We start from the raw sequence: 22,545 nt of genomic DNA, 5'->3' as shown, positions 1-22,545 counted from the left end.
ATCTTCTATCCCTCAAGAACCAGGACGAGAAACATGCAGATCGGAATGATGGGACTGGGCAGGATGGGCGCCAACATGGTGCGGCGCCTGCTGCGCGACGGCCACGAATGCGTGGTCTACGACATCAACCCGGCCAGCGTCGCCGCCCTTGTGACGGCTGGCGCGATCGGAGCGGCTTCGATGGAGGATTTCGTCGGCAAGCTGACCAAGCCGCGCAGCGCCTGGCTGATGCTGCCGGCGGCGATCACCAGCCGGATCGTCGACCAGGTGGCCGACCTGATGGAGCCGGGCGACATCATCATCGACGGCGGCAATTCCTATTATCACGAGGCTGTCGACCATGCAGCGCGCCTGGCATTGAAAGGCCTGAACTACGTCGATGTCGGCACCAGCGGCGGAGTCTGGGGCCTCGAGCGCGGCTATTGCCTGATGATCGGCGGCCCCGACAGCGCGGTCCAGCATCTCGATCCGGTCTTCGCCACCCTGGCGCCGGGCGCCGACGCCGGGATGCCCGCCCCTGGGAAGGATGCAGGAACCGCCCCCTTCGGCTATCTCCACTGCGGACCGAGCGGCGCCGGCCATTTCGTCAAGATGGTCCACAACGGCATCGAGTACGGTGTCATGGCCGCCTATGCCGAGGGCATGAACATCCTGAGGTCGGCGAATGCAGGCAAGAGACAGCGGACGGCCGACGCTGAAACCAGTCCATTGGAAAACCCTCAATACTACCAGTTCGACATCGATATCGCCCAGGTTGCAGAGGTCTGGCGGCATGGCAGCGTCATCGGCTCATGGCTGCTCGATCTGACGGCCGGCGCGTTGAAGGCCGACTCGGCCCTGACGCAGTTTGGCGGACGGGTTTCGGATTCCGGCGAAGGCCGCTGGACGCTGAAGGCGGCGATCGACACCGGCGTGCCGGCGCCGGTTCTGTCCTCGGCCCTGTTCGACCGGTTCTCCTCGCAAGGCGAATCCGAATTCGCCGACAAGCTGCTGTCCGCCATGCGCTACGCCTTCGGTGGCCATGTCGAAAAGCCGAAGACCGGCTCGTGACAGGGAAGGCACGCTCATGAACCAGGAACGGTCCGACACGCTGGTGCTTTTCGGGGCGACCGGTGACCTCGCCCACAAAAAGATCTTCCCGGCACTTTACACCATGGTCGCCAAGGGAACGCTGACCGAGCCGGTGATCGGCGTCGCTTTCGAGGCCTGGGACCTGAAGCAGCTGCAGGCGCGCGCCCGCGACGGCATCGTCAAGGCTATCGGCAAGGTCGACGAAAAGATCTTCGCGAAACTAGCCTCGCTGCTTCGCTATGTCAGCGGCGACTACCGTAGCGCCGCGACATTCGAGAAGCTGAAAAGCGCGCTCGGAACCGCGCAGCACCCGCTGCACTATCTCGCGGTGCCGCCGACCATGTTCGAGACGGTCATCCAGGGGCTGGAACAGTCGGGCGCGGCCCAGGGCGCGCGCCTGATGGTGGAAAAGCCTTTCGGCCACAATCTGCAATCGGCGCGCTGTCTGAACCGGGTCCTGCACCTGGTGTTCGACGAACAGTCGATCTTTCGCATCGACCATTATCTCGGCAAGGAGGCGATTCAGAACCTGCTCTATTTCCGCTTCGCCAATTCCTTCCTCGAGCCCATCTGGAATCGCAATTTCGTCGAGAGCGTCCAGATCACCATGGCCGAGAATTTCGGTGTCGAGGGCCGTGGCCGCTTCTACGACGAGGTCGGCTGCATCCGCGACGTCATCGAGAACCACCTGCTCAACATCCTGCTGCTGCTTGCCATGGAGCCGCCCGTTGGTCGCTCGGCCGACGATCTGATCGACGAGAAGGTACAGGTGCTGCGGGCGATCCGGACGCTGACCAAAGACGATGTCGTGCGCGGCCAATTCAAAGGCTATCTCAGCGAGCCGGGCGTCGCGCCAAACTCGCCGGTCGAGACGTTCGCGGCGGTGCGGTTTTTCGTCGACACCTGGCGCTGGCAGGACGTGCCCTTCTTCATCCGCGCCGGCAAATCAATGCCGGTGCACGCCACCGAGGTCATTGTCCGGCTGAAGCGGCCGCCGCTCGACGTCTTCGACCCGATCAAACCGGGCGACGCAAACTATGTGCGCTTCCGCATTGACCCACAGGTAGCGATCTCGATTGGCGCCCAACGCAAAGCCGCCGGTGACGATATGATCGGCGAGCAGGTCGAACTCACCGCGCTCGACGACAGCAAGGGCGACATGCCGCCCTATGAGCGGCTGATCGGCGACGCCATGAACGGCAACGGCCAGTTGTTCACCCGCCAGGACGCCAGCGAACTCGCCTGGCGGATCGTCGGCCCGGTGCTTGGCGACACCACGCCGCCGCAGCTTTATGAGCCGGGGACATGGGGTCCTGCCGATGCGATGGCCGGATTCGGACCACCAAACGGCTGGATCAATCCGGCGAAATGATCTCGAGAGGCGACGCAATGGCCAAAACGGCGAAGAAGTCGGCACCGGATAGCGAAAACATCGTGCTTGCGATCGATATTGGCGGCTCCCACGTCAAGATCCTCACCAGCGCCGGCGGCGAGGAGCGCAGGGCCGATTCCGGACCCGGCCTGACGCCGCAGCAGATGATCGCGGCCGTGCAGACGCTCGCCGACGGCTTGCCCTACGACGTCGTCTCGATGGGTTATCCCGGCCCGGTGCACCACAACAGGCCGCTGACCGACCCCGCCAATCTCGGCAAGGGCTGGGTCGGATGCAACTTTGCAACGCAGTTCGGTAAACCGGTGAAAATCGTCAATGACGCGCTGATGCAGGCAGTCGGCAGCTATGAAGGCGGGCGCATGCTGTTCCTGGGTCTGGGAACAGGCCTGGGTGCTGCGATGATCGTTGACAACGTCGCCCAGCCGATGGAACTCGCGCATCTTCCCTACAAGAAGGGCGGCAGCTTCGAGGACTATGTCGGCGAACGCGGTCTTGAAAAGCGCGGCAAGAAGAAGTGGCGCAAACACGTCTTCGACGTCGTCGAGCGGCTGCGCGCCGCCATGCAGCCTGACTATGTGGTCATCGGCGGCGGCAATGTCGACGAGTTAGACGAATTGCCTGCCGGTTGCAGGCGCGGCGACAACACACGCGCCTTCGAAGGGGGATTTCGACTGTGGCGCGACAAATCCCTGATTATCTGATATTATAATGGTTTGCGATCAGACCTGTTGATCTGGTCCGGGCGTTAGTATTGTTATTCAAAATAATGTGTGGCGTGGTGCGGCGTCATTGCGTTACGCAGATTTGCCGACTAGGAATTCTGCGACCCCACTAACGGAGAAAATAGATTGACCGACGACAGCAACAAGGCCCGCAAGGACATCGACCTTCTCGAGCTGACCGCTCACATCGTGTCCGCTTACGTCGAGAAGAACCGCTTGCCCGCTTCCGGCCTCGGCGATCTCATCGCCAGCGTCAGCGCGTCGATAAGTGGACTCGGACAACCCGCCGCTCCGGTGGCAGCGCCGCTGATCCCCGCCGTCAATCCTAAGAAATCGGTGACGCCGGACTACATCATCTGCCTCGAAGACGGCAAGAAGTTCAAATCCCTGAAGCGCCATATCGGCGTTCATTTCGGGCTGACGCCGGATGCCTACCGCGCCAAATGGGGCTTGCCTGCCGACTATCCGATGGTTGCCCCCAATTATGCGGCCTCGCGCTCGCAACTGGCGAAGGCGATCGGCCTTGGCCGCAAGGCCGCCCCGCCGGCGCCGGTCAAGAAGGCCAGGAAGCCCAAAGCCACGGTCTGACACGTCGTTCGAAGCCCGGCAAACGCAAGCTTCAAAGATTGGCGAGTCAGAGAGGGCGCGAAGGAACTCGACCTGCGCGCCCAATAGCCTCTCCACCTCCGCCGAGCGCGTTTGCCCCCATGCAATTAGCATGGTAGCCCGGAAATCCTCGATCCAGAGCCGATTTTTGCGCGCGCCCCGCACCGAACTGCGCTAAAAGCGCTGTGGTTGGACCAGCGCCCTTCGTGGAAGAGCCCCGCCGGCCGATACACAATCTCGTCGGGGCCATTCACAATGACAGCCGAACAGACATCGCCCGACCGGCGCTATGCCGCCTTCCGCCACAAACCCTTCCTGAGTTATTGGGCGGCACGCTTCCTCTCCACATTCGCCACCCAGATCGTATCCCGTCGCCGTCGGCTGGCAGGTGTACGACCTGACCCGCGATCCATTCGATCTCGGCCTTGTCGGCATTGTCCAGTTCTTGCCTTCGCTGCTGCTGGTGTTGGTCACCGGGGTGGTCGCCGACCGTTTCGGCCGCCGCCTGATCATGGCGCTGACCGCACTGCTGGAGGCGATCTGCGCGTTGGCGCTGCTGCTGCTGACGCTGCGCGGCCTTAGCGGGCCGGGGTTGATCTTCGGCGTGCTCGCCATGTTCGGCATCGCGCGCGCCTTCTTCGGACCGGCGGCAGCGTCGCTGTTCGCCAACCTCGTGCCACCTGAGGATTTCGGCAACGCGATCGCCTGGAATTCGTCAGCCTGGCAGACGGCGACCGTCGTCGGACCGGTCGCCGGTGGCTTGCTCTACGGGCTTTCAGCGGAAGCGGCATACGGCACCGCAGCCGTTCTGATGTTTGTCGCCGCGGTGCTGGTCTTTACTATCCCGAAGCCTGCCCAGCGCAGCGAAACCGACAGGCCGACGATGCAGACCCTGTTTGCCGGCTTCGGCTATATCTGGAGCGAAAAGATCGTGCTCGGCGCCATTTCGCTCGATTTGTTCGCCGTGCTTTTATCCGGCGCCACGGCACTGCTACCGGTCTACGCGCGCGACATCCTCGAACTCGGCCCATGGGGTCTGGGACTGTTGCGCTCGGCACCGGGCATCGGCGCCATCTGCGTTGCCATCTGGCTGGCCGGACATCCGATCCGCAACCATGCCGGCGTGGTCATGCTCGGCTTCGTCGCGCTGTTCGGCGCCTCTACCGTGCTGTTCGGCCTCTCCACCATCACCTGGCTGTCGATCGCAGCGCTCGCCTTGCTCGGCGCCACTGATATGTTCAGCGTCTACATCAGAGAGACGCTGATCCAGCTGTGGACGCCGGACCAGGTGCGCGGCCGCGTCAACGCCGTCAATCAGGTTTTCGTCGGCGCCTCCAACGAGCTCGGCGAATTTCGCGCCGGCACCATGGCGGCATTGATCGGCACCGTGCCCGCGGTGGTGATCGGCGGCGTCGGGGCAGTCGTTGTCGCCGGGCTGTGGGCGGTGCTGTTCCCGCAACTGCGCAAGGTGCGCCACCTCAACGGGCGAAACTGATCCAGGGCATACTGATCCAGGCGCGGCCCGCGAACTCCGAATGACCCCGCCACGTCTCAGCACTCATCGATCGGGAAGGATGCTATTCGGGTGTAGCAACGCGAATCGCGCGGGTGCCGATCTTTGCCCCTGTGACGGCATCCACGGCCACCGGCTCGATTTCTGCTCCTGTCTCAGCGTCGATGTATCGCGCCAACCTGCCTTCGCCACGGTACTGGCGTCCCCACGCACCCAGTAAGATCAGCACCGGCAAGATATCGCGTCCGGCGGCGGTCAGCACGTACTCATCGCGCGGAGGCCGCTCCGAGTAGCGTCGCTTTTCCAGAAGTCCCTCCTCCGTCAGCGTCGCCAGCCGCCGGGTCAGGATGGTTGGGGCGATGCCCAGACTTTTCCGGAATTCGTCGAAGCGGGTGAGGCTCAGGCTCGCGTCGCGAAGGATCAACATGCTCCACGCATCGCCGACGCAGGTCAGGCCGCGGGCGATCGGACAAAAGGCATCGGAAAGATTCTTCATGTTCATATCATTTTGATAGTGACTTCATATCGAAATGATAGTAACGTCCTTTTGAAATGCAATCCAGCACAAAGAAAGGAGTGACTTCCATGAACAGGACCAGCCTTGGCGTCCCCCATCCCGAACGCAACCGTCAGCGCGTGCAATCGACACATCATGTCGCCGCGGGCCGGCCGAGATCGGCATCATCCAATCGGAGCGTCGCAATGATCAACCTCATCGGTGGCGTGGCGGCATTCTTCCTGGCCGCGTCTCCGTTGCATGCCGGCGAGCTGTCGGTCATGGCCGGGGAGAGTATCGATCTCGGCGGTTTTCCCGGCGTCTTGCACTACACCGACGAAAATGACGGCTATCGGGTGATCGCAACGATAGCCGATGGTGAGGCCGGGCTCCCGGTGCGCTTCTCGGCCACGCTCGCCGAAGGGCAGTCGGCTACGATATCCGTGCCGCGGAAATTGGGCGAACCGGAGCAAAGCCTCGAGATTTCGCGCGCCGGCGACAAGCTTACCGTCACCGAGCTGGGGTCGGTGTCCAATCAGCGAACTGGGGCCCTTGCCGAGTAATGCCGCTCATCGGATCGCCGGGGCGTGCGCCACATCTCCATTTGGCGCGCATGCCTGCAGCCGCCAATCCAACACAAAGAAAGAAGTGACTTCCATGAACAAGACCAATCCTGGCGTCGCCCTGGTGACAGGGGCATCCACCGGCATCGGGCGCGCAACGGCCATTGCTTTGCAAACCGCCGGCTTTCGCGTGTTCGGCACCAGCCGTCGCGCGGTCGCCGAACGATCCGACGGCATTACCATGCTGACCTGCGACGTCACCGATGACGCGTCGGTGGCGAAACTGGTCGATGACGTGTTGGCCGAAGCCGGGCGTATCGACCTGCTCGTCAACAATGCCGGCATCGGCCTGCTCGGCGGCGCAGAGGAGTCCTCGACCACTCAGGCTCGGGCGCTGTTCGACGTGAACGTCTTCGGCGTACTCCGCGTGACCAACGCGGTCCTGCCGACAATGCGCCGTCAAGGAACGGGCAGGATCGTCAATTTGAGTTCAGTATTGGGGTTAATCCCAGCACCCTATTCCGCGCTCTATGCGTCGACCAAACATGCCATCGAAGGTTATTCCGAATCGCTCGACCACGAACTGCGCCCTTTCGGAATTCGCGTCGTGCTGGTCGAGCCCGCCTATACCCGGACGTCGTTTGAGGAAAATCTCGCAAGGCCGGACCAGTTGCTTGATATCTATGACGCTGCGCGCGCTGGCATGGATGCGATCCTGCGCAAAGCAATCGAAACAGGCGATGCTCCCGAAATCGTAGCCGAGACGGTCTTGGAAGCAGCGACCGAATCCGTTCCGAGGAGGCGCTATGCGGCGGGAAAAATGGCGCGCCAGGTCAGTTTCCTGCGCCGTTTCGTCCCGGCATCCGCATTCGACAAGAGCCTGCGAAAGCAGAACGGGCTGCCGGTCTGACGTCGACAATGACGTCCTGCTTCGGTCGAACCGGCAGGCCACAGCAGACTGCTGTCGCACGACATCAGGACAGTGCGGGCTTGCCGAAAATCGTCTGCAGGAATTCGCCGAGCCAGCGTTTGAGATGCATGTCCCAGATCAGCCGGCCGCCGAGATGATCGCGGCCGGGCTGCGCGCCGGGCAACTCGAAGCGATGCGCGCCGCGAACCACCCAGCGCTGCATCATCGCCCTGGTCAATTCGCCATGGAACTGGATGCCCCAGGCATTGTCGCCATAACGAAAGGCCTGGTTGGGATAGGTTTCGGCCGTCGCCAGCAGCGTCGCGTCCTTCGGCAGCGAGAAGCCCTCGCGGTGAAACTGGTAGACCATCTCAGGCCAGTGCATCAGCTTCTTGCCGTCCTCCGTCGCCTTCAGCGGATACCAGCCGATCTCGACCAGCCCCTCGCCATGACCCTCGACCTTGCCGCCAAGGTGGTTGACCAGCATCTGCGCGCCGAGGCAGATGCCGAGCAACGGCCGGTTCTCCCTGAGCGGAACTTTCAGCCAGTCGGTCTCTCGGCGGACAAAATCGTCATCGTCATTGGCGCTCATCGGTCCGCCGAACACCACGGTTCCGGCGTGACCGTCCAGTGTTTCCGGCAAGGTGTCGCCGAGCGGCGGGCAGCGGAGATCGAGGTCGAAGCCCTCCTCGATAAGCATGTGGCCGACGCGCCCGGGGCTCGAACTCTCCTGATGCAGCACGATCAGGATTTTTGGTCTCGGCCTCGGCGTGGATGGCATCGGGATCCCGTCTATTCGTCGCTCGACGTTCCAGTGGCGCCCGGCGCTTCGGCGGCCGCCTTGCGGCGTGCCTCGACGCGGTCGTGGCGTTCGACGCCGATCAGCTCGGCGACCCGCCAGACGATATTGTCCTCGAGTTCGTGCAATTCGCCATCGGCATAGACGATCTCCCACATCAGGCCGATGAAGGCTTTTCGCGCGTCTGGATCGAGCTGGCGCTTCAACACGCTGGTGAAGGCGTAGAGGTCGATCGCCTCATTGTCGGCCCGCTCGCCGGCAGCGGCAAGCGCGTCGAGCTCGTCGCCGCTGATCGAATAGCTTTCCGCCAGAACCGCCTTGAACCGCTCCCATTCGGCATCCTGACGCACGCCGTCGGCACTCAGCACATGGTAGAGAAGGGCGGATGCGGCAACGCGCGGATCATCGGCGTTGTTGCGGGCGCTGCCAGCTGCCGGCAGGTCCTTCAGAAACGACAGAACGCGTTCGAACATGTGATTCTTACTTCCCATCGGCCAAAACTAGCAAGCTCTGCCAAATCAGAACAATCGAAATTTGCGTGGTGATTTTTGGTCTTCGTCGTCCGGATCGACGCCGGGGTCGTCGGGCAGCCGGGCCGGTTCCTCCGCCGGTTCGACGGCTTCCGCATCCGTCGCGGTGACCGGCGTAACATCGTCTTCGCCGCTTTCCGATGCCGTCGCGGTGGCCGGTCTTTCGGCCGAACCAGCGGGGTTCAGCTCGATCACATTTTCCTTTGCCGGCTTGATGGGCGCCGCAATGGTCGGCACCGCGGCGTCCGGCGCGTCCTGGTCACTGTCGATGAGCTGGCCGAGCCGCTCCATCGGCGCCCGCCACTCGAAGGCGTCGAGCTTGCCGGTGATCGGCGACACCGGCGCCCAGCGTTCGGAGACGACGCCGTCGGCAACCCAGGCCGGATCGCGCGGTGCACGCACTGCCTTGGACAAAAGCTGCCGCACCTTGCCCTGATCGCCGGTCTCGGCCTCCTCGATGTCGGCCAGAAGCAGATAGGCGCCTTCGCGGCGATCCATGCGAATGGCCGCCTCGACCTCTTTACGGGCGGTTGAAAAGTCCTGCGCGTCGAGCGCGGCGCGCGCCACCGCCAGCGAGGATTCGGCGTGGTTCTTCTTCATCTCCTGCAGCTTCTTCGCCCGGTTCAGGCGGTCTAGCACGGCATCGCCCGGCCGGGCGTGTGTGTAAAGCTCGGCGATCTCCGGATGCGGCTCGGCTTTCCACGCCGCTTCGAGTATCTTCGCGCCCTTGCGCACGTCGTTCTGCCTGAACAGCAGTTTGGCTGCGACGACCGCCGCCGGGGCGAAATCCGGCCGCAGCCGGTTGGCCTCGAGAGCAGCGGTTTTGGCGGCATTGGGATCGCTGTCGATCAGCGACTGCGCCTTTGCGGTGAGCAGCACGGCGCGACGCCGGTTGGCGGCGTCGCGCTCGATCTGGCGCGTCGATTTCTGCGCGTCGACCAGTTTCAGCGCGCCATCCCAGTCGCCGCGCCCGGTCAGGTCTTCCAGCGTCGATTCGGCGGCCCAGGCCAGTTGCGGCGCCATCACCGCGGCACGGCCGGCATAGTGCCGCGCAGCGTTGCGATCACCGAGGCGCTCGGCCTCGAGATAAAGCCCGCGCAGGCCGAGCAGCCGCATTTCCGGATCGTCGAGCATGGTCTCGAACTTTTCGCGCGCACCCTCGTGGTCGCCTTCCAGCAGCGAAGCTTGCGCCTCCAGCAATTGGATCAGCGGCTCCTGGTCGGAGCGGATCAGCTTTGCCGCTTCCTTGGTCTTCTTGCGGGCAAGCGCCCCGTCACCGGCGCCGGCGGCGATCATGCCGGTCGACAGTGCCTGATAGCCACGATCGCGACGGCGCACGCGGAAATAACGCGAGATGGTGTAGGGACTGTTCCACAGCGCCTTGAGCAGCCACCAGACGATCATCACCGCGGCAACCACGGCGACAACCGCCACCGCCGCCACCATCAGGCTGACCTGGTACTGATAGCCGCTGAAGGTGACGACCATCTCGCCCGGCCGGTCGGCCAACCAGGCGAAACCCAGGCCGAGCGCGAAAACGACGGCGAGGAAAAGCAGAATGCGAATCATCGGGTTTTCCTCACGCCTTCATCGCACCTGATATCAGCGCGTCGACCTGCTTCTCGACCTCGGTCCGCGCCTTCAATTTGCCGACAAAATCGGCGCCGGCAGCCTTCACCGCCTCGGGCAGCGTATCGTATTCGCTGAGCGCCTTGGCGTAGTCGCCCTGGTTGACCGCCACCTCCACGCGGGCGACGGTTTCCGGAGCACCAGCGCCTTCGACGGCACCGATCGGCCTGACCTTGACCAGCGATTCGGCGCTCGACAGCAGGCTTTGCAGGAAGCCGGCATTCTGGTCGACGGGCTCGGAGGCAGCGACCATGGCATTGGCGGCGGCAGGCATTTCGGCGGCGATCTCCGCACGGGTCGGAACGCCCTTTTCGGCGTAGGCACGTAAGCCTGCGATCCCTGGCGCATCCGGTGAAATCGCCGCAAAGGTTTCGAGTTCGGCGGCGAATGGCGCACCGCGGTCGAGGGCTGCCTTCAGCGCCGATGCGGCGATGGCGAGCGCAACCTTCGGCTGCCCGGCCTGTGCTTCGACCTTGCCGGAAAGCTGCGCCACCGACTGTTCCAGCGCCGCAAGCCGGCGGTCCTGTGCCGTCGCCGTCTCACCCGCGGATTTTACCGCCGCGTCGAGCCCGGCCAGCCTTTCGTTGAGTGGCCCGAGATCGGCCGGCGCCGTATTGCCGGCCTGGCCAAGCGCAGCGACCGCCGTCTCGATCTGCCTGACCTTGTCGCCAAGCGCTGCAAGCCCGGCAGTGTCGCCTGCTCCGCCCTGCTCGACCGCCGACTTCAGCGCCGCGACATCCGTCTTGACCTGATCCAGCGCCGACGCCAGCCCGTCCACCTTGGCCGACGCATCACTGTTGCCGGCTGTGTCCTTGAGCCCGGCGATCTCGCTCTTCAGCGAAGCGATTTCGCCATTGACGCCATCGAGCGACACGCCGCCCGAGGAGACATCGCCAGCTCCTGGCGCGCCGAGCAGGCCCGCAAACTGCAGCCCTCCAGCGGCAGCGAGCGCGATGACGCCGCCGATAATGCCGGCAGCGATGCCGTTGATGCCGCCACGCTTCGGCTGCGCTGCCATGTCTTCATTCCCTATCTGGGTTTCTTTCGGCGCTTCATCGGTCCCGCTGCCGGTCTTGGCGGATGCGTCGTCGAAACTGTAGTCGAAGGCCCGGTTCGCCGATGCCTCCGAGCCGGCCGGATAAGTCGGTTTGGGTCCTTCGGGACCTTTGGCGCCGCCCTCTGCCGGCTCTTCCGAGCCGGCCGGCGGGGCCGCGTCGGCATGTTCCCACGGCTCGATGTCGGTCTGATCGGCATGCACGGGTTCTTCAGGCGCTTCCGGCTGCGACGCGTTTGCCGCTTCCTCCGCCTTCGCCTCGTCGGTCCGCCCGTTGGCGGCATCCTCGTCGGCAACGCGCGAGACAGCGCCCGGTTCGAGCTCGATGGTCACCGGCTCGCGACGGCTTTTCGAATGCCGCATCTTCGGCGTCTTGACCATGCTTGGGCTCCGCAAAATTCGCTTCGGGATGGTTCAGGAAGGGTCTAGCACATCACCAAGCGGTGAAAAGGGGCGGCGTGATGACACGGGGTCAACGCCACGTCCGCAAAAGCTCCAGCAGTGCCTCCTCGCTGGGCTCCGGCGCAACGCGGAGCTTTTCTGAGGCGACAGTTTCCAAGGCTGCGGCAATACGTCCGGACAGCGCGAAAAACCATGTCTCTTCAAAAAGATCGCGCAGCGCCGGCCGTTCGGTCAGGGCCTGCATCGCTGCCGCCGCCTTGGCCGAATAGAGCAGCACCGCTTCAACCGGCTGGCCGGACAGGCGCGCAAGGATTGCAGCGTCCAAATAGCTTGGCGCAACGGTGTCGTAGGTCTCGATGGCGCGGACGTGGACATCCGCGGCCTTCAGCCGCGCCTCGAACGCCGGAAACCGCACCCGTCCGCACAGATAGATGATCGTCTTTGCCATGAAGCCGCCGGCAAGCGCATCGGCCAGCGCCTCGGCATCGCCGGGGCCTTCGCTGACGGACAGGAATCCCGCCGTGCGGGCCGATTCCGCTGTCCGTCTGCCGACTGCATGGCAGGGCAAGGCGGCCAGCGCCGCGATGATTTCCTTCGGTGCATGGCGCACAGCATTGGCGCTGGTGACCGCAACGGCGGCGGCACTGATTGCGATCCCGTCCGCATCGACCGGCAGAGCCACCGTTTCGGTCAATGGCAGCAGGATCGGCTGATAGCCCTGGTCTCGCAGCCGCTGTGCCGTGCGCGAGGCGCCCGGTTCCGGCCTCGTCACCAGGACGCGAACCATGTCAGGCCCAGCCGTCGAAGAATTTTTCGCCGGCCTTTGCCCGCACGGTCCTGGCCGCGTGTTCGCCGATGCGGGCGGCATCCTGCGCCGGGCCTTCCGCCCTGACCTCATGGGATTGCCTGCCGTCCGGCGAGATGATCAGCCCGGCGAAGAAAACCGTTCCGCCCGATATCGTCGCATGGCCGGCGATTGGCGTGCGGCACGACCCGTCGAGCGCCGCAAGGAAGGCGCGTTCGCAGGCCATCGCCTGCCCGGTCGGCACGTCGTGGATTGCCGTCAGCATCTTTTCCACATCGCGATCGCCGATGCGGCTTTCGATGCAGATCGCGCCTTGCCCAGGCGCCGGCGGAAAGGTGTCGAGCGGCATCAGGTCGGTGACGACATTTTCGAGCCCGAGCCGCTTCAGCCCGGCATAGGCGAGGATGGTACCGTCGGCGACGCCCTCGTCGAGCTTGCGCAGCCGTGTCTGCACATTGCCGCGGAACATCACCACGTCGAGGTCCGGCCGCATCCGCCGGATCAGTGCCTGGCGCCTGAGCGACGACGAGCCGACCTTCGCGCCGTGCGGCAATCCGGCGATCGTTTTCGCCGCCTTGCCGACGAAAGCATCGCGGGCATCCTCGCGCGGCAGGAAGGCGGCCAGTTCCAGCCCGTCGGGCAACACCGTCGGCATGTCCTTCGACGAATGCACTGCGATATCGATGCGGCGCGCCAGCAGCGCGTCCTCGATCTCCTTGGTGAACAGCCCCTTGCCGCCGGCTTCCGCCAGCGGCCGGTCCTGGATGCGGTCGCCGCTGGTCGAGATGACGACCACCTCGAACGCCTCAACCGGCATGCCGTGCGCCGCCATCAGCCGCGCCTGCGTTTCATGCGCCTGCGCCAGCGCCAGCGGGCTGCCGCGTGTTCCGATTTTCAAGGTTGTTTGCATGGCGCGCCGTCCGTGATAACCCCCGGCAGATTGAGGCCGTTTTCCCGGCTTTCTCCTAACGGGGAAAGGCTGGTTGCACAATCTCTAGGGATGGCGACGAATTGATCCGCGTTCTGGGCATTGAGACGAGTTGCGACGAGACCGCCGCCAGCGTGGTAGCGCTGGACGCCGGCGGCGCACCCAAAATCCTGTCAGATATCGTGCTCAGCCAGATCGAGGAGCATGCCGCCTTTGGCGGCGTCGTGCCGGAAATCGCCGCGCGCGCCCATGTCGAGGCGCTGGACGGCATCATCGAGGCAGCGCTCGCCGATTCGGGCGTCGAACTCGCCGACATCGACGCAATCGCCGCGACTGCCGGCCCCGGCCTGGTCGGCGGGCTGATCGTCGGGCTGATGACGGCGAAAGCCATTGCCGCGGCCGCAAACAAGCCGCTGATCGCAATCAACCACCTCGAAGGCCATGCGCTGACCGCGCGGCTGACCGACGGGCTCGACTTTCCCTACCTGTTGCTGCTGGTTTCCGGCGGTCACACGCAGATCGTCGCGGTGCGCGGCGTCGGCGACTACCAGCGCTGGGCGACAACCATCGACGATGCGCTCGGCGAAGCCTTCGACAAGACGGCCAAGATGCTCGGCCTGCCCTATCCCGGTGGACCGAACGTCGAGAAGGCGGCGGCGACCGGCGACGCCGCGCGCTTCGCCTTCCCGCGGCCAATGAAAGGCTCGGCGCAGCCCGATTTCTCCTTTTCCGGGCTGAAGACCGCCGTGCGCCAGGCGGCGACGGCCATCGCCCCATTGAGCGACCAGGACGTCGCCGACATCTGCGCCTCGTTCCAGGCGGCGGTGGCGGATGCGCTGGACGATCGTGTTGCGAGGGCGCTGAACCGATTCCATCAGGAGTTTCCAGGCGAACTGAAGCCTGCGCTCGTTGTTGCCGGCGGCGTCGCCGCCAACCGGACGATCAAGACGACGCTCGAAGCCCTGTGCGAGAAAGCCGGCTTTGCTTTTGTCGCGCCGCCGCTCAAACTCTGCACCGACAATGCCGCGATGATCGCCTGGGCCGGCATCGAACGGCTGCGCGCCGGCATCGCGGGTGAAAACGCCGCCGATTTCGTGCCGCGCTCGCGCTGGCCGCTGGACAGCATCTCTGCCCCGATGGTCGGTTCGGGCCGGCGTGGGGCCAAGGCATGACCGGCAGCGAGCACAAGGCGCCAAGCGGCTGGCGCATTGCCGTGCTCGGCGGCGGTGCCTGGGGCACGGCGCTGGCGCTGGCCATGTTGCGAGCCGGTCATTTCGTCCGCCTCTATGCGCGCGACCCGGAGACCGTCGCCGCGATCGACCGTGGCGAAAATCCGCGCTATCTGCCGGGCATCGCGCTCCAGGCCGGCATCGTGGCGACAAACGACATCGAGGCCGCGCTCGACGGCGCCGACTGCGTGCTGGCGGTGGCGCCGGCGCAGTCACTGCGCGCCATGCTGACCACCGCGAAAACCCATATGCCCAAAGACGTCCCGCTGGTCCTCTGCGCCAAGGGCATCGAGCGTGACACCGGCGCTTTGCTGTCGGCGATCGTCGACGAGATCCTGCCTAAAAATCCGGTCGCCGCCCTGTCCGGCCCGAGCTTCGCCACCGACGTCGCTAGGGGTCTGCCGACGGCCGTGGTGGTCGCCGCCCGCAACGAGGGTCTGGCGGCCGATCTTGCCGCCCGCTTCTCGGCGCAGAACCTGCGCTGCTATTCGAGCGACGATCTCATCGGCGTCGAGATCGGCGGTGCGCTGAAGAACGTCTTCGCCATTGCCGCCGGCGCGGTCACCGGCGCTGGGCTCGGCGCCAGCGCCCAGGCCGCCATGGTGACGCGAGGCTTTGTCGAATTGCGCCGCATCGGTGCTGCCTTCGGCGCCAGGCCCGAAACGCTGATGGGGCTTTCCGGGCTCGGCGATCTGCTGCTGACCTGCTCGTCCGCCCAGTCGCGCAATTTCGCCTACGGGCTGGCGCTGGGGCAAGGCAAGCCGCTTGCCGGGCTGCGCTTGGCCGAAGGCGTGCCGACGGCGGCGATCGCCGCCCGCATCGCCACCGAACGCAAGATCGACGCGCCGATCATCGCCGCCGTCGCCGCCATACTGGACGGCACGATCACCATCCGGCAGGCTGTGTCGGCGCTGATGACAAGGCCGCTGAAGACCGAAAGCGACGTGTAACCTCGAACGATCCGGAGATGGAAAGATGCTGTTTGCTTTGATTTGCAAGGACAGGGCCGGACGCCTGCAGGTGCGGCTGGATACGCGGCCCGAGCATGTTGCCTTCCTGGAAGGATTGAACGGCGAGAAGAAGCTGGCCTTCGCCGGTCCGTTCCTCGACACCGACGGCAAGCCGAACGGCAGCCTCGTCGTGGTCGAGGCGCCCGATCTGGCCGCGGCAGAGGCGCTATCGGCAGCAGACCCCTACGCCAAGGCCGGGCTGTTCGAAAGCGTCGAAATCCGGCAATGGAATTGGACCTTCAACAAGCCAGCGAGCGCATGACCCCGAAAATCGGAATCGATTTTCGGAAAGGATCATGCGCAAAATCAAATTGCCACAGCGTCCTTTGCGCGTCTGAAAGACGCGCGGCGCTGTGGCTGATTTCCAGCCGCCGGGAGGAGCAAAAACGATGAACTACTGGCTGTTCAAATCCGAACCCTCGGTCTTCTCCTTCGAGGACCTCAAGGCGAAGGGCAAGGCCGGCACGCAGTGGGACGGCGTGCGCAACTATGCGGCGCGCAACAACATGAAGGCGATGCAGATCGGCGATCTCGGCTTCTTCTATCACTCCAACGACGGGCTCGATGTGGTCGGCATCGTCGAGGTCTGCGCGCTGGCCCATCAGGACACCACTACTGACGATCCGCGCTGGGAATGCGTCGATATCCGCGCCGTCAAGGATGTGCCGAAGCCGGTGATGCTGGAGCAGGTCAAGGCCAATCCCAAGCTTGCCGAGATGGCACTGGTCCGGCTCGGACGGCTTTCCGTACAGCCGGTGACGCCGGCCGAATGGAAAGAGGTCTGCCGCATGGGCGGCCTGACGCCGGCTCCGTGACGGCGCTGACGCCAAACAGCGCGAAAAGCTTCATCCTCGACAACACGGCGCTGATGGCGCCGCCGCATGTGCCGGAGATCCTGCTGCATCTGGCCGACGAGGCGCATGAATTGTGGCAGCGGACCGAGGACGAACTGGCCGAAATCGGCCTGCCGCCGCCTTTCTGGGCCTTCGCCTGGGCCGGCGGCCAAGGCCTTGCCCGCTACATCCTCGACAATCCGGCTGATGTGCAGGGCAAGCGCGTGCTCGACTTTGCCTCCGGTTCCGGCCTTGTCGCCATTGCGGCGGCGAGGGCCGGCGCGGCAGAGGTGATCGCCGCCGACATCGACCCGTTCTGCGCAACCGCGATCCGCCTCAACGCCGAGGCCAATGATGTCGGGATAAAGTTCCTCGGCTCGGACTGCATCGGAACCGATGCGGGTTGGGATGTGGTTCTGGCCGGCGACGTCTTCTACGATAAATCCTTCGCCGACCGGCTTATGCCATGGTTCGCGACGCTGAAGGCGCGCGGCGCCGACATCCTCGTTGGCGATCCCGGCCGCTCCTATCTGCCGAAGACGGGGCTGGAACCGCTTGCCGTCTATGAAGTGGCGGTAACCCGGGCGCTGGAAGATGCCCTGGTCAAGCGCACGACCGTCTGGCGGTTTGCTTGACGGCGCCGCCGAACGGGCGTTCCATCACGCATCGATTTTGAGAATACGCATGTCGTCGTCCCAAAACCGCTGGGCACCCCCGGTTCGGGCCCGGGGGCATGCTTTTGGGCGACATGCTTCCTAGGAGGGAGATCATGGATTTTTCAGCAGTGAACTGGCTGGCCGTGATCATCGCCGCCGTGGTGGCGTGGTTGTTCGGCGCTGCCTGATACATGGGCCTGAGCAAGCCGTGGCTCAAGGCCGCCAAGCTTGATCCGGCGACCATGAGTAAATCGCCGTTGCCCTTCGTCATCAGCTTCATCGCGGAACTTGTCATGGCGCTCGTCATGTCTCTGGTCATTGGAGCGATGACCGGTGGCGAACCGAGCCTCGTTGCCGGGCTCGTCTTCGGCTTCGTTCTCTGGCTCGGATTCGTCGCCACCACGCTATCCAAGGTTTCGGCTGGGATCTGACCATCATCGACTGCGGCCACTGGCTTGGCGTGCTGCTGATCATCGGCGCGGTGATCGGCTGGTTCGGCGCGGCGGAAGTCGCCGGCTGACCCTGCCGCCATGAAATAATGCATGTCGCGCAAAAGTGTGCAGCGGTTTTGCGATAACGACATGCATAAAAACAACGACTAAAGCGCGTCGCTTTAGTCGACGACCGCCGACTGGCCACTCAGAGCGACCTAAAGCTCATCCAAGCGTCGGGTCCGGCTGCGGGTTGTGAACTTCGTTCAGGAGCCAATCCCTGAACGCCACGATCCTGGGGTCGTTGGCCGAGGCGATGGGATAGACCAGATGATAGGCGAAGTCGGGCGGAACCTTGATGCCAAGTTCGAAGGGCCGGATCAGCCGGCCCTCGGAAAGGTCGTTTGCCACCATGGCAAAATCGGCGAGTGCGACGGCATTGCCGTCGAGCGCGGCCTGTACGGCGTCGGTCGAGGTGTTGAACACGATTGTCCGGCTGTCGTCGAAATCGTCGACGCCGGCCGCCGCCATCCACATCCGCCAATTCGGCCAGGTCACGCCTTGTCGCGCCCACTCGATATGGGCGAGCGTGTGATGGAAGAGATCGCGTGGCTCGCGCAGCGGGGGGCCGGAGGCCAGCAGGCTGGGGCTGCACACAGGTATGATGACATTTTCGAACAGCCGGTGGGTGCAAAGGCCCGGATATTTTCCCGCGCCGAATCGGATGCCGACATCGACGTCGTCCAGGTCGAAATCGCGCAATTCGGAGGCAATGTCGAAGCGGAGCTCGATGCCCGACCGCTGCTTGCGAAAATCATCGACGCGCCGCATAAGCCATTTTGTCGCGAACTGGGCGTCGAGGGTCACTTTCAGCAGCGCCGTTCCGCGCGCCATCTTGTGCGCCCGTGAGACGGCCCGGCCAAGCAGGTCGAGCGCGTCGGTCGAAGCCTCGAACAGCACCGCGCCCGCCTCCGTCAGCCGAATCGTGCGGCTGGTGCGCGTGAACAGCACGATGCCGAGCTGATCCTCGATTTCCTTGATCTGGTGGCTGACCGCGGCCGGCGTCAGGCCGAGCTCGTCTGCGGCGCGGGTGAAATTGAGGTGCCGGGCCGCCGCCTCCAGCGTCCTCAGTGCACGGGTTCCGGGCAGCAGGCGAGCCATCAGAGTAGGACGAGAGGAGGCCGGTCGAGCATTTCCAATCCTCAAACAAAACTTGAAGATGTAGAGAAAACTACTCGTTTCTCGTTTTAATTTCAATCCGTCATGATGTGACCATCGAACAAACATCAAACCGGATTTGATATCCGGAGAAGCGGATTGCACCATGTCTCACATTGCCTTGAGCTCTGAAACCATCCGCCCGGCCTGGCTGCGCGCGGTGTTTGATTGGTTCCGCCATGCAAAAATCGCGATCAACCTCCCGCATGAGAACGTCGAGGATCTTGCGGACCGCCAATTGCGCGACATCGGCGCCGAACGCAAGGATGTCGCGCACGTGATGGACCGGGAACTCGGCCGGTTGGGTCTGCTCGACATCGGCTGGCAGAGGCCGCGGACGTAGGGGAGTAGGGGAGTAGGGGAGTAGGGGAGCTAAGCGGCGCGTCTGCGCAATCCTGCTGACACTTTCTTACTGCCCTATTCCCCTATTCCCTACTGCCCTACTGCCCTATTCCCCTACCTCACCACCCTCATCACCGTGCGGTCCGACAGCAGCGGTAGCAGCCGGGCCATGGTGCGTGCCGTCACCGCGACGCAGCCTTGCGTCGGCGTGAAGCCGGGGCGCGCCAGGTGAAAGAAGATCGCGCTGCCGCGCCCGCGGCGACGCGGCGAAATGTTCCAGTCGAGCACCAGGCAGGCATCATAGAGCCGGTCGGCGCGCAGCATCCGCTCGTGGCTGGCGCCATACGGAATCTTGACCGGACGGTTGTAGTTGCGGTCCTCAGGCACTTCGCACCAGCCGAGATCGGGACCGATCGGCGTCATCGCCAGCCGGGTATTGCGGCCGCCGGAGAAATGATCGTTACGGAAATATCCCGACAGGATCCGCATCGAACCAAGCGGCGTGGCGCCATCGCCTTCGCGTTTGCCGGCCGATATGCCGCCGCGTCCCAGCGCACAGGAAAACACCAGTTTGCCAGCCTGCAGGAGCCCCTGGCTGGCGTGGCCGGGCCGGGCACGCACCGTGAGAACACGAAGCCCTTTTCGCAAAAATGCGCTCGCCTCATTGCACGCGCGTTTTTTCTTGTATGATCGTGCCACGGAACAAATCATTGTGATCGGCTGTTGTGCCGGTCAGCTTCCGCATAAACAGGCAGCGGTCAACTGAATTTTCTTTTCAAAACAACGGATTGATCCATGACTTCACGCACCATTCTGATCGTCGATGACGATGACGACCTGCGCGGCACGCTCGTTGAGCAATTGTCTCTCTATGAGGAATTCGATGTCCTGCAGGAATCAACCGCCGCCAAAGGCGTCGCCACGGCCCGCGGCGGCCTCATCGATCTGCTCATCATGGATGTCGGCCTGCCCGACATGGATGGCCGGGAGGCGGTGAAGATACTACGCAAGGGCGGCTACAAGTCGCCCATCATTATGCTGACGGGACACGACACCGATTCCGACACGATTCTCGGCCTCGAAGCCGGCGCCAACGACTATGTGACCAAGCCGTTCCGCTTCGCGGTTCTCTTGGCCCGCATCCGTGCCCAGCTTCGCCAGCATGAGCAGAGCGAAGACGCCACCTTTTCGGTCGGCCCCTACACTTTCAAGCCCAGCCAGAAGCTTCTGATCGACCAGCGCGGCGCCAAGGTGCGGTTGACCGAAAAGGAAGCCTCGATCATCAAGTATCTCTATCGCGCCGACCAGAAGGTGGTGACGCGCGACGTGCTGCTCGAGGAGGTCTGGGGCTACAATTCCGGCGTCACCACGCACACGCTGGAAACCCATGTCTATCGGCTGCGCCAGAAGATCGAGCGCGATCCTTCCAATGCAGAAATTCTTGTGACAGAAAGCGGCGGCTACAAGCTGGTTCCTTAAACATTTAATCATTCAATCAGCGGTCGGGGCAGGGGCCGCTTTCGGGGTACGATCCTGAGACTGGAGGTGGTTCTGGATCGAACTCGCTGACGCATCGGCCCAAAAATCGGGTTCGATTTTTGGAAAGCACGGTGGGTCAAGTTCAAAGCGTTCGAGCGTCCTTTGCGCGTCGAAAGGAGGCTCGGCGCTCTAAGGGAGGGATTGGACTGGCCGTTCGGGGACATAGCTAGATGGCGTTGGATGACGACATCCGCATCCTGTCCGCCGTGAGGCTCTTCGAGGGCTTCACGCAGGAACAGTTGCGTCTGCTCGCCTTTGGCGCGGAAACCACCAGCCTGCAGGCCGACCACAAGCTTTACCGCGAGGACGACGAGGCCGATTGTGCCTATATCGTGGTCAGTGGGCGCATCGTCCTCTATCGCGAGCAGGATGGCGCCCGCGTGCCGATAGGAACGGCCGGCCCCGGTACCATGCTGAGCGAACTGGCGCTGATCGCCGACACCAACCGGCTGACCAGCGCATCCGCCGAAATCGATTCGGAAGTGCTGCGGCTCAGCCGCAAGATGTTTCGCCGCATTCTGGAGGAGTATCCCGAGGTCGCGGTCCATCTGCACCAGCGTATCTCGGAGGATTTTCAGGCATTGATCCGCCGCATCGAGAAACTGGCGCCGCGTTTCGACAACTGAACCGGATGCTTTTCAACTCGCACTCGCAACCAACAGACCGTGAAAGCCAATCGGATCAGGGCGGCAAGGGTTGAGGTGTGTCGAGATTCAGATCAGGCCGAGCCGGAGTCGAAGACGGGCGCGAAGCGACCAGAATGGTGGGGTCCGAGAACCGGAGCGGAGCGTACTTTTGGGTACGTGAGCACCGGAAGCGCAGGAGACCACCATTCGCAGGCCGGCCTCATCTGAATATCGATACACCTAATCCAGGTCGAACCGCGCGATCACCGGCACATGGTCCGAAGGCCGTTCCCAGCCGCGCGCCGGCCGCAGGATTTCGTAGCCGGCAAAGCTCGGCACCAGGTTTGGCGACGACCAGACATGGTCGAGCCGCCGGCCGCGATCCGACGCTTCCCAATCCTGCGCGCGATAGCTCCACCAGGTGTAGAGCTTCTGCTCATAAGGCACGTTGAGCCGCATCAGGTCGACCCAGTTGCCGGCGAGCCGCATCGCCTCGAAACTTTCCGTCTCGACCGGCGTATGGCTGACCACTTTCAGGAGCTGCTTGTGCGACCAGACATCGTGCTCGAGCGGCGCGATGTTGAGGTCGCCGACCAGGATCGAGCCGGACATTTCGTCGTGCTCGGCACGGATGGCGTTCATTTCGGCGACGAAATCCAGCTTGTGCCTGAACTTGCGGTTGATCTCCGGATCGGGCTCGTCGCCGCCGGCCGGCACATAGAAATTGTGCAGCAGGATCGCCTTGCCGCCGGCCCGCACGGTGACCGACAGATGCCGGCAGTCCTCGATCTCGCAGAAGCGGCGCTTTTCGACCACTTCGAGCGGCCGGCGCGCCACCGTCGCCACGCCGTGATAGCCCTTCTGGCCGTGGAACACGATGTGCTCGTAGCCGAGCTTGCGAAAGGCCGCCTCGGGAAACAGCTCGTCGGGAACTTTGGTTTCCTGCAGGCAGAGCACGTCCGGTGCCTGCTCGACAAGCAGGCGTTCGACGAGCGGCATGCGCAGGCGGACGGAATTGATGTTCCAGGTAGCGATGGAAAAGGGCATGTTTGGGATTCCGGGACAGCGCAAGGTCCGCCAGATGGCTCCGACGGAAAGTCAATCCCGGAAACTACTGCCAGCCGCGCACCGCAAAAACAAGCCGGGCCCGCGCCCCCCCCGGCCCCCGCGGGGACCCAGGGTCGGCGAGAGTGGCGGGCGGCCCAGGGCCGAATGGGGGGGGGGGAGGGGCGGCGCGGGG

At 63.9% G+C, this 22,545-nt stretch carries 24 protein-coding genes and 2 pseudogenes; 16 read left to right on the top strand and 10 right to left on the bottom strand.

Features of this window, described 5'->3' with window-relative positions; all coding sequences use genetic code 11:
• Positions 1-33: 33 nt before the first annotated feature.
• From gnd to AC0L14_RS17945, 5 genes and pseudogenes are all read left to right on the top strand, one after another.
• Complete coding sequence (gene gnd, locus AC0L14_RS17965) at positions 34-1,050, top strand: phosphogluconate dehydrogenase (NAD(+)-dependent, decarboxylating) (protein ID WP_473750237.1); 1,017 nt, start codon at positions 34-36, stop codon at positions 1,048-1,050.
• A 16-nt stretch (positions 1,051-1,066) separates the two neighbouring features.
• Positions 1,067-2,443, top strand: a complete 1,377-nt coding sequence (gene zwf, locus AC0L14_RS17960; RefSeq protein WP_473750236.1) for a glucose-6-phosphate dehydrogenase — start codon at positions 1,067-1,069, stop codon at positions 2,441-2,443.
• 17 nt (positions 2,444-2,460) lie between these two features.
• Positions 2,461-3,165 (top strand): ROK family protein, encoded by a 705-nt coding sequence (locus tag AC0L14_RS17955; protein ID WP_473750235.1) that lies wholly within the window; start codon positions 2,461-2,463, stop codon positions 3,163-3,165.
• A 147-nt stretch (positions 3,166-3,312) separates the two neighbouring features.
• The gene (locus AC0L14_RS17950) at positions 3,313-3,774 is read left to right on the top strand and encodes a Ros/MucR family transcriptional regulator (protein ID WP_123148847.1); all 462 of its coding nucleotides are present in this window, start codon (positions 3,313-3,315) and stop codon (positions 3,772-3,774) included.
• Positions 3,775-4,047: 273 nt separating this feature from the next.
• Positions 4,048-5,287 (top strand): annotated as a pseudogene (locus AC0L14_RS17945) (MFS transporter).
• A gap of 82 nt (positions 5,288-5,369) precedes the next feature.
• Here AC0L14_RS17945 and AC0L14_RS17940 read toward each other — a convergent pair.
• Positions 5,370-5,801: a winged helix-turn-helix transcriptional regulator gene (locus AC0L14_RS17940; RefSeq protein WP_473750234.1), complete on the bottom strand. Its 432-nt coding sequence runs from the start codon at positions 5,799-5,801 to the stop codon at positions 5,370-5,372.
• A 206-nt stretch (positions 5,802-6,007) separates the two neighbouring features.
• Between AC0L14_RS17940 and AC0L14_RS17935 the strand changes: the two genes are divergently transcribed.
• Positions 6,008-6,364 (top strand): hypothetical protein, encoded by a 357-nt coding sequence (locus AC0L14_RS17935; RefSeq protein WP_473750233.1) that lies wholly within the window; start codon positions 6,008-6,010, stop codon positions 6,362-6,364.
• Between the two features lie 94 nt (positions 6,365-6,458).
• Positions 6,459-7,274, top strand: coding sequence for an oxidoreductase (locus tag AC0L14_RS17930; RefSeq protein ID WP_473750232.1), 816 nt, complete (start codon positions 6,459-6,461; stop codon positions 7,272-7,274).
• Positions 7,275-7,338: 64 nt separating this feature from the next.
• Here AC0L14_RS17930 and AC0L14_RS17925 read toward each other — a convergent pair whose 3' ends face one another.
• From AC0L14_RS17925 to hemC, 6 genes are all read right to left on the bottom strand, one after another.
• The gene (locus tag AC0L14_RS17925; RefSeq protein WP_473638547.1) at positions 7,339-8,055 is read right to left on the bottom strand and encodes a glutamine amidotransferase; all 717 of its coding nucleotides are present in this window, start codon (positions 8,053-8,055) and stop codon (positions 7,339-7,341) included.
• An 11-nt stretch (positions 8,056-8,066) separates the two neighbouring features.
• Positions 8,067-8,546, bottom strand: a complete 480-nt coding sequence (locus tag AC0L14_RS17920; RefSeq protein WP_473750231.1) for a tellurite resistance TerB family protein — start codon at positions 8,544-8,546, stop codon at positions 8,067-8,069.
• Positions 8,547-8,591: 45 nt separating this feature from the next.
• Complete coding sequence (locus AC0L14_RS17915; RefSeq protein ID WP_473750230.1) at positions 8,592-10,172, bottom strand: heme biosynthesis HemY N-terminal domain-containing protein; 1,581 nt, start codon at positions 10,170-10,172, stop codon at positions 8,592-8,594.
• A gap of 10 nt (positions 10,173-10,182) precedes the next feature.
• Positions 10,183-11,667, bottom strand: a complete 1,485-nt coding sequence (locus AC0L14_RS17910) for a COG4223 family protein (protein ID WP_473750229.1) — start codon at positions 11,665-11,667, stop codon at positions 10,183-10,185.
• A gap of 91 nt (positions 11,668-11,758) precedes the next feature.
• The gene (locus AC0L14_RS17905; protein ID WP_473638551.1) at positions 11,759-12,475 is read right to left on the bottom strand and encodes a uroporphyrinogen-III synthase; all 717 of its coding nucleotides are present in this window, start codon (positions 12,473-12,475) and stop codon (positions 11,759-11,761) included.
• Between the two features lies 1 nt (position 12,476).
• Complete coding sequence (gene hemC, locus AC0L14_RS17900) at positions 12,477-13,403, bottom strand: hydroxymethylbilane synthase (protein WP_473750228.1); 927 nt, start codon at positions 13,401-13,403, stop codon at positions 12,477-12,479.
• A gap of 104 nt (positions 13,404-13,507) precedes the next feature.
• On the opposite strand from hemC, the gene tsaD reads away from it, so the two are divergent.
• The 6 genes and pseudogenes from tsaD (at position 13,508) to AC0L14_RS17870 (ending at position 17,669) form a co-directional block, all read left to right on the top strand.
• Positions 13,508-14,593 carry a tRNA (adenosine(37)-N6)-threonylcarbamoyltransferase complex transferase subunit TsaD gene (gene tsaD / locus AC0L14_RS17895; protein WP_473750309.1) on the top strand — a complete coding sequence of 362 codons (1,086 nt, stop codon included), beginning with the start codon at positions 13,508-13,510 and terminating at the stop codon, positions 14,591-14,593.
• Entirely contained in the window at positions 14,590-15,600 is a 1,011-nt protein-coding gene (locus AC0L14_RS17890; protein WP_473485907.1) for an NAD(P)H-dependent glycerol-3-phosphate dehydrogenase, read from the top strand. Before tsaD ends, AC0L14_RS17890 begins: the two co-directional genes overlap by 4 nt.
• Positions 15,601-15,625: 25 nt before the next feature.
• Positions 15,626-15,922 carry a YciI-like protein gene (locus AC0L14_RS17885; protein WP_123148836.1) on the top strand — a complete coding sequence of 99 codons (297 nt, stop codon included), beginning with the start codon at positions 15,626-15,628 and terminating at the stop codon, positions 15,920-15,922.
• Positions 15,923-16,049: 127 nt separating this feature from the next.
• Entirely contained in the window at positions 16,050-16,475 is a 426-nt protein-coding gene (locus tag AC0L14_RS17880) for an EVE domain-containing protein (RefSeq protein WP_473750227.1), read from the top strand.
• 53 nt (positions 16,476-16,528) lie between these two features.
• Entirely contained in the window at positions 16,529-17,128 is a 600-nt protein-coding gene (locus AC0L14_RS17875; protein WP_473486009.1) for a class I SAM-dependent methyltransferase, read from the top strand.
• Between the two features lie 134 nt (positions 17,129-17,262).
• A pseudogene (locus AC0L14_RS17870) lies at positions 17,263-17,669 on the top strand (DUF1761 domain-containing protein).
• A 136-nt stretch (positions 17,670-17,805) separates the two neighbouring features.
• Here AC0L14_RS17870 and gcvA read toward each other — a convergent pair.
• Entirely contained in the window at positions 17,806-18,741 is a 936-nt protein-coding gene (gcvA, locus tag AC0L14_RS17865) for a transcriptional regulator GcvA (protein ID WP_473486010.1), read from the bottom strand.
• Between the two features lie 163 nt (positions 18,742-18,904).
• Here gcvA and AC0L14_RS17860 point away from each other — a divergent pair, with 163 nt between their 5' ends.
• Positions 18,905-19,141: a hypothetical protein gene (locus tag AC0L14_RS17860; protein WP_473525844.1), complete on the top strand. Its 237-nt coding sequence runs from the start codon at positions 18,905-18,907 to the stop codon at positions 19,139-19,141.
• Positions 19,142-19,254: 113 nt separating this feature from the next.
• Here AC0L14_RS17860 and AC0L14_RS17855 read toward each other — a convergent pair whose 3' ends face one another.
• Positions 19,255-19,851, bottom strand: a complete 597-nt coding sequence (locus AC0L14_RS17855; RefSeq protein WP_473485909.1) for a L,D-transpeptidase family protein — start codon at positions 19,849-19,851, stop codon at positions 19,255-19,257.
• 84 nt (positions 19,852-19,935) lie between these two features.
• Between AC0L14_RS17855 and AC0L14_RS17850 the strand changes: the two genes are divergently transcribed.
• Together AC0L14_RS17850 and AC0L14_RS17845 are read left to right on the top strand one after the other, a co-directional pair.
• Positions 19,936-20,619: a response regulator transcription factor gene (locus tag AC0L14_RS17850; RefSeq protein WP_029349304.1), complete on the top strand. Its 684-nt coding sequence runs from the start codon at positions 19,936-19,938 to the stop codon at positions 20,617-20,619.
• 230 nt (positions 20,620-20,849) lie between these two features.
• Complete coding sequence (locus tag AC0L14_RS17845) at positions 20,850-21,305, top strand: cyclic nucleotide-binding domain-containing protein (RefSeq protein WP_473485910.1); 456 nt, start codon at positions 20,850-20,852, stop codon at positions 21,303-21,305.
• A 240-nt stretch (positions 21,306-21,545) separates the two neighbouring features.
• Here the strand turns inward: AC0L14_RS17845 and AC0L14_RS17840 are convergent, their stop codons facing one another.
• Positions 21,546-22,352, bottom strand: coding sequence for an exodeoxyribonuclease III (locus AC0L14_RS17840; protein ID WP_473485911.1), 807 nt, complete (start codon positions 22,350-22,352; stop codon positions 21,546-21,548).
• Positions 22,353-22,545 lie beyond the last annotated feature (193 nt).

It is taken from the genome of Mesorhizobium sp. WSM4841 (genome assembly GCF_055811515.1).
Note: the sequence above shows the minus strand (reverse complement) of the source record. Positions and strands in the feature narration are given on the sequence as shown.

Bases quoted from the DNA above. Each gene is read 5' to 3' on its own strand.
- gnd (WP_473750237.1), top strand. From the start codon at position 34: ATGCAGATCGGAATGATGGGACTGGGCAGGATGGGCGCCAACATGGTG.
- zwf (WP_473750236.1), top strand. From the start codon at position 1,067: ATGAACCAGGAACGGTCCGACACGCTGGTGCTTTTCGGGGCGACCGGT.
- AC0L14_RS17955 (WP_473750235.1), top strand. From the start codon at position 2,461: ATGGCCAAAACGGCGAAGAAGTCGGCACCGGATAGCGAAAACATCGTG.
- AC0L14_RS17940 (WP_473750234.1), bottom strand. From the start codon at position 5,801: ATGAAGAATCTTTCCGATGCCTTTTGTCCGATCGCCCGCGGCCTGACC.
- AC0L14_RS17935 (WP_473750233.1), top strand. From the start codon at position 6,008: ATGATCAACCTCATCGGTGGCGTGGCGGCATTCTTCCTGGCCGCGTCT.
- AC0L14_RS17930 (WP_473750232.1), top strand. From the start codon at position 6,459: ATGAACAAGACCAATCCTGGCGTCGCCCTGGTGACAGGGGCATCCACC.
- AC0L14_RS17925 (WP_473638547.1), bottom strand. From the start codon at position 8,055: ATGCCATCCACGCCGAGGCCGAGACCAAAAATCCTGATCGTGCTGCAT.
- AC0L14_RS17920 (WP_473750231.1), bottom strand. From the start codon at position 8,546: ATGTTCGAACGCGTTCTGTCGTTTCTGAAGGACCTGCCGGCAGCTGGC.
- AC0L14_RS17915 (WP_473750230.1), bottom strand. From the start codon at position 10,172: ATGATTCGCATTCTGCTTTTCCTCGCCGTCGTTTTCGCGCTCGGCCTG.
- AC0L14_RS17910 (WP_473750229.1), bottom strand. From the start codon at position 11,667: ATGGTCAAGACGCCGAAGATGCGGCATTCGAAAAGCCGTCGCGAGCCG.
- AC0L14_RS17905 (WP_473638551.1), bottom strand. From the start codon at position 12,475: ATGGTTCGCGTCCTGGTGACGAGGCCGGAACCGGGCGCCTCGCGCACG.
- hemC (WP_473750228.1), bottom strand. From the start codon at position 13,403: ATGCAAACAACCTTGAAAATCGGAACACGCGGCAGCCCGCTGGCGCTG.
- AC0L14_RS17890 (WP_473485907.1), top strand. From the start codon at position 14,590: ATGACCGGCAGCGAGCACAAGGCGCCAAGCGGCTGGCGCATTGCCGTG.
- AC0L14_RS17885 (WP_123148836.1), top strand. From the start codon at position 15,626: ATGCTGTTTGCTTTGATTTGCAAGGACAGGGCCGGACGCCTGCAGGTG.
- AC0L14_RS17880 (WP_473750227.1), top strand. From the start codon at position 16,050: ATGAACTACTGGCTGTTCAAATCCGAACCCTCGGTCTTCTCCTTCGAG.
- AC0L14_RS17875 (WP_473486009.1), top strand. From the start codon at position 16,529: ATGGCGCCGCCGCATGTGCCGGAGATCCTGCTGCATCTGGCCGACGAG.
- gcvA (WP_473486010.1), bottom strand. From the start codon at position 18,741: ATGGCTCGCCTGCTGCCCGGAACCCGTGCACTGAGGACGCTGGAGGCG.
- AC0L14_RS17860 (WP_473525844.1), top strand. From the start codon at position 18,905: ATGTCTCACATTGCCTTGAGCTCTGAAACCATCCGCCCGGCCTGGCTG.
- AC0L14_RS17855 (WP_473485909.1), bottom strand. From the start codon at position 19,851: ATGATTTGTTCCGTGGCACGATCATACAAGAAAAAACGCGCGTGCAAT.
- AC0L14_RS17850 (WP_029349304.1), top strand. From the start codon at position 19,936: ATGACTTCACGCACCATTCTGATCGTCGATGACGATGACGACCTGCGC.
- AC0L14_RS17845 (WP_473485910.1), top strand. From the start codon at position 20,850: ATGGCGTTGGATGACGACATCCGCATCCTGTCCGCCGTGAGGCTCTTC.
- AC0L14_RS17840 (WP_473485911.1), bottom strand. From the start codon at position 22,352: ATGCCCTTTTCCATCGCTACCTGGAACATCAATTCCGTCCGCCTGCGC.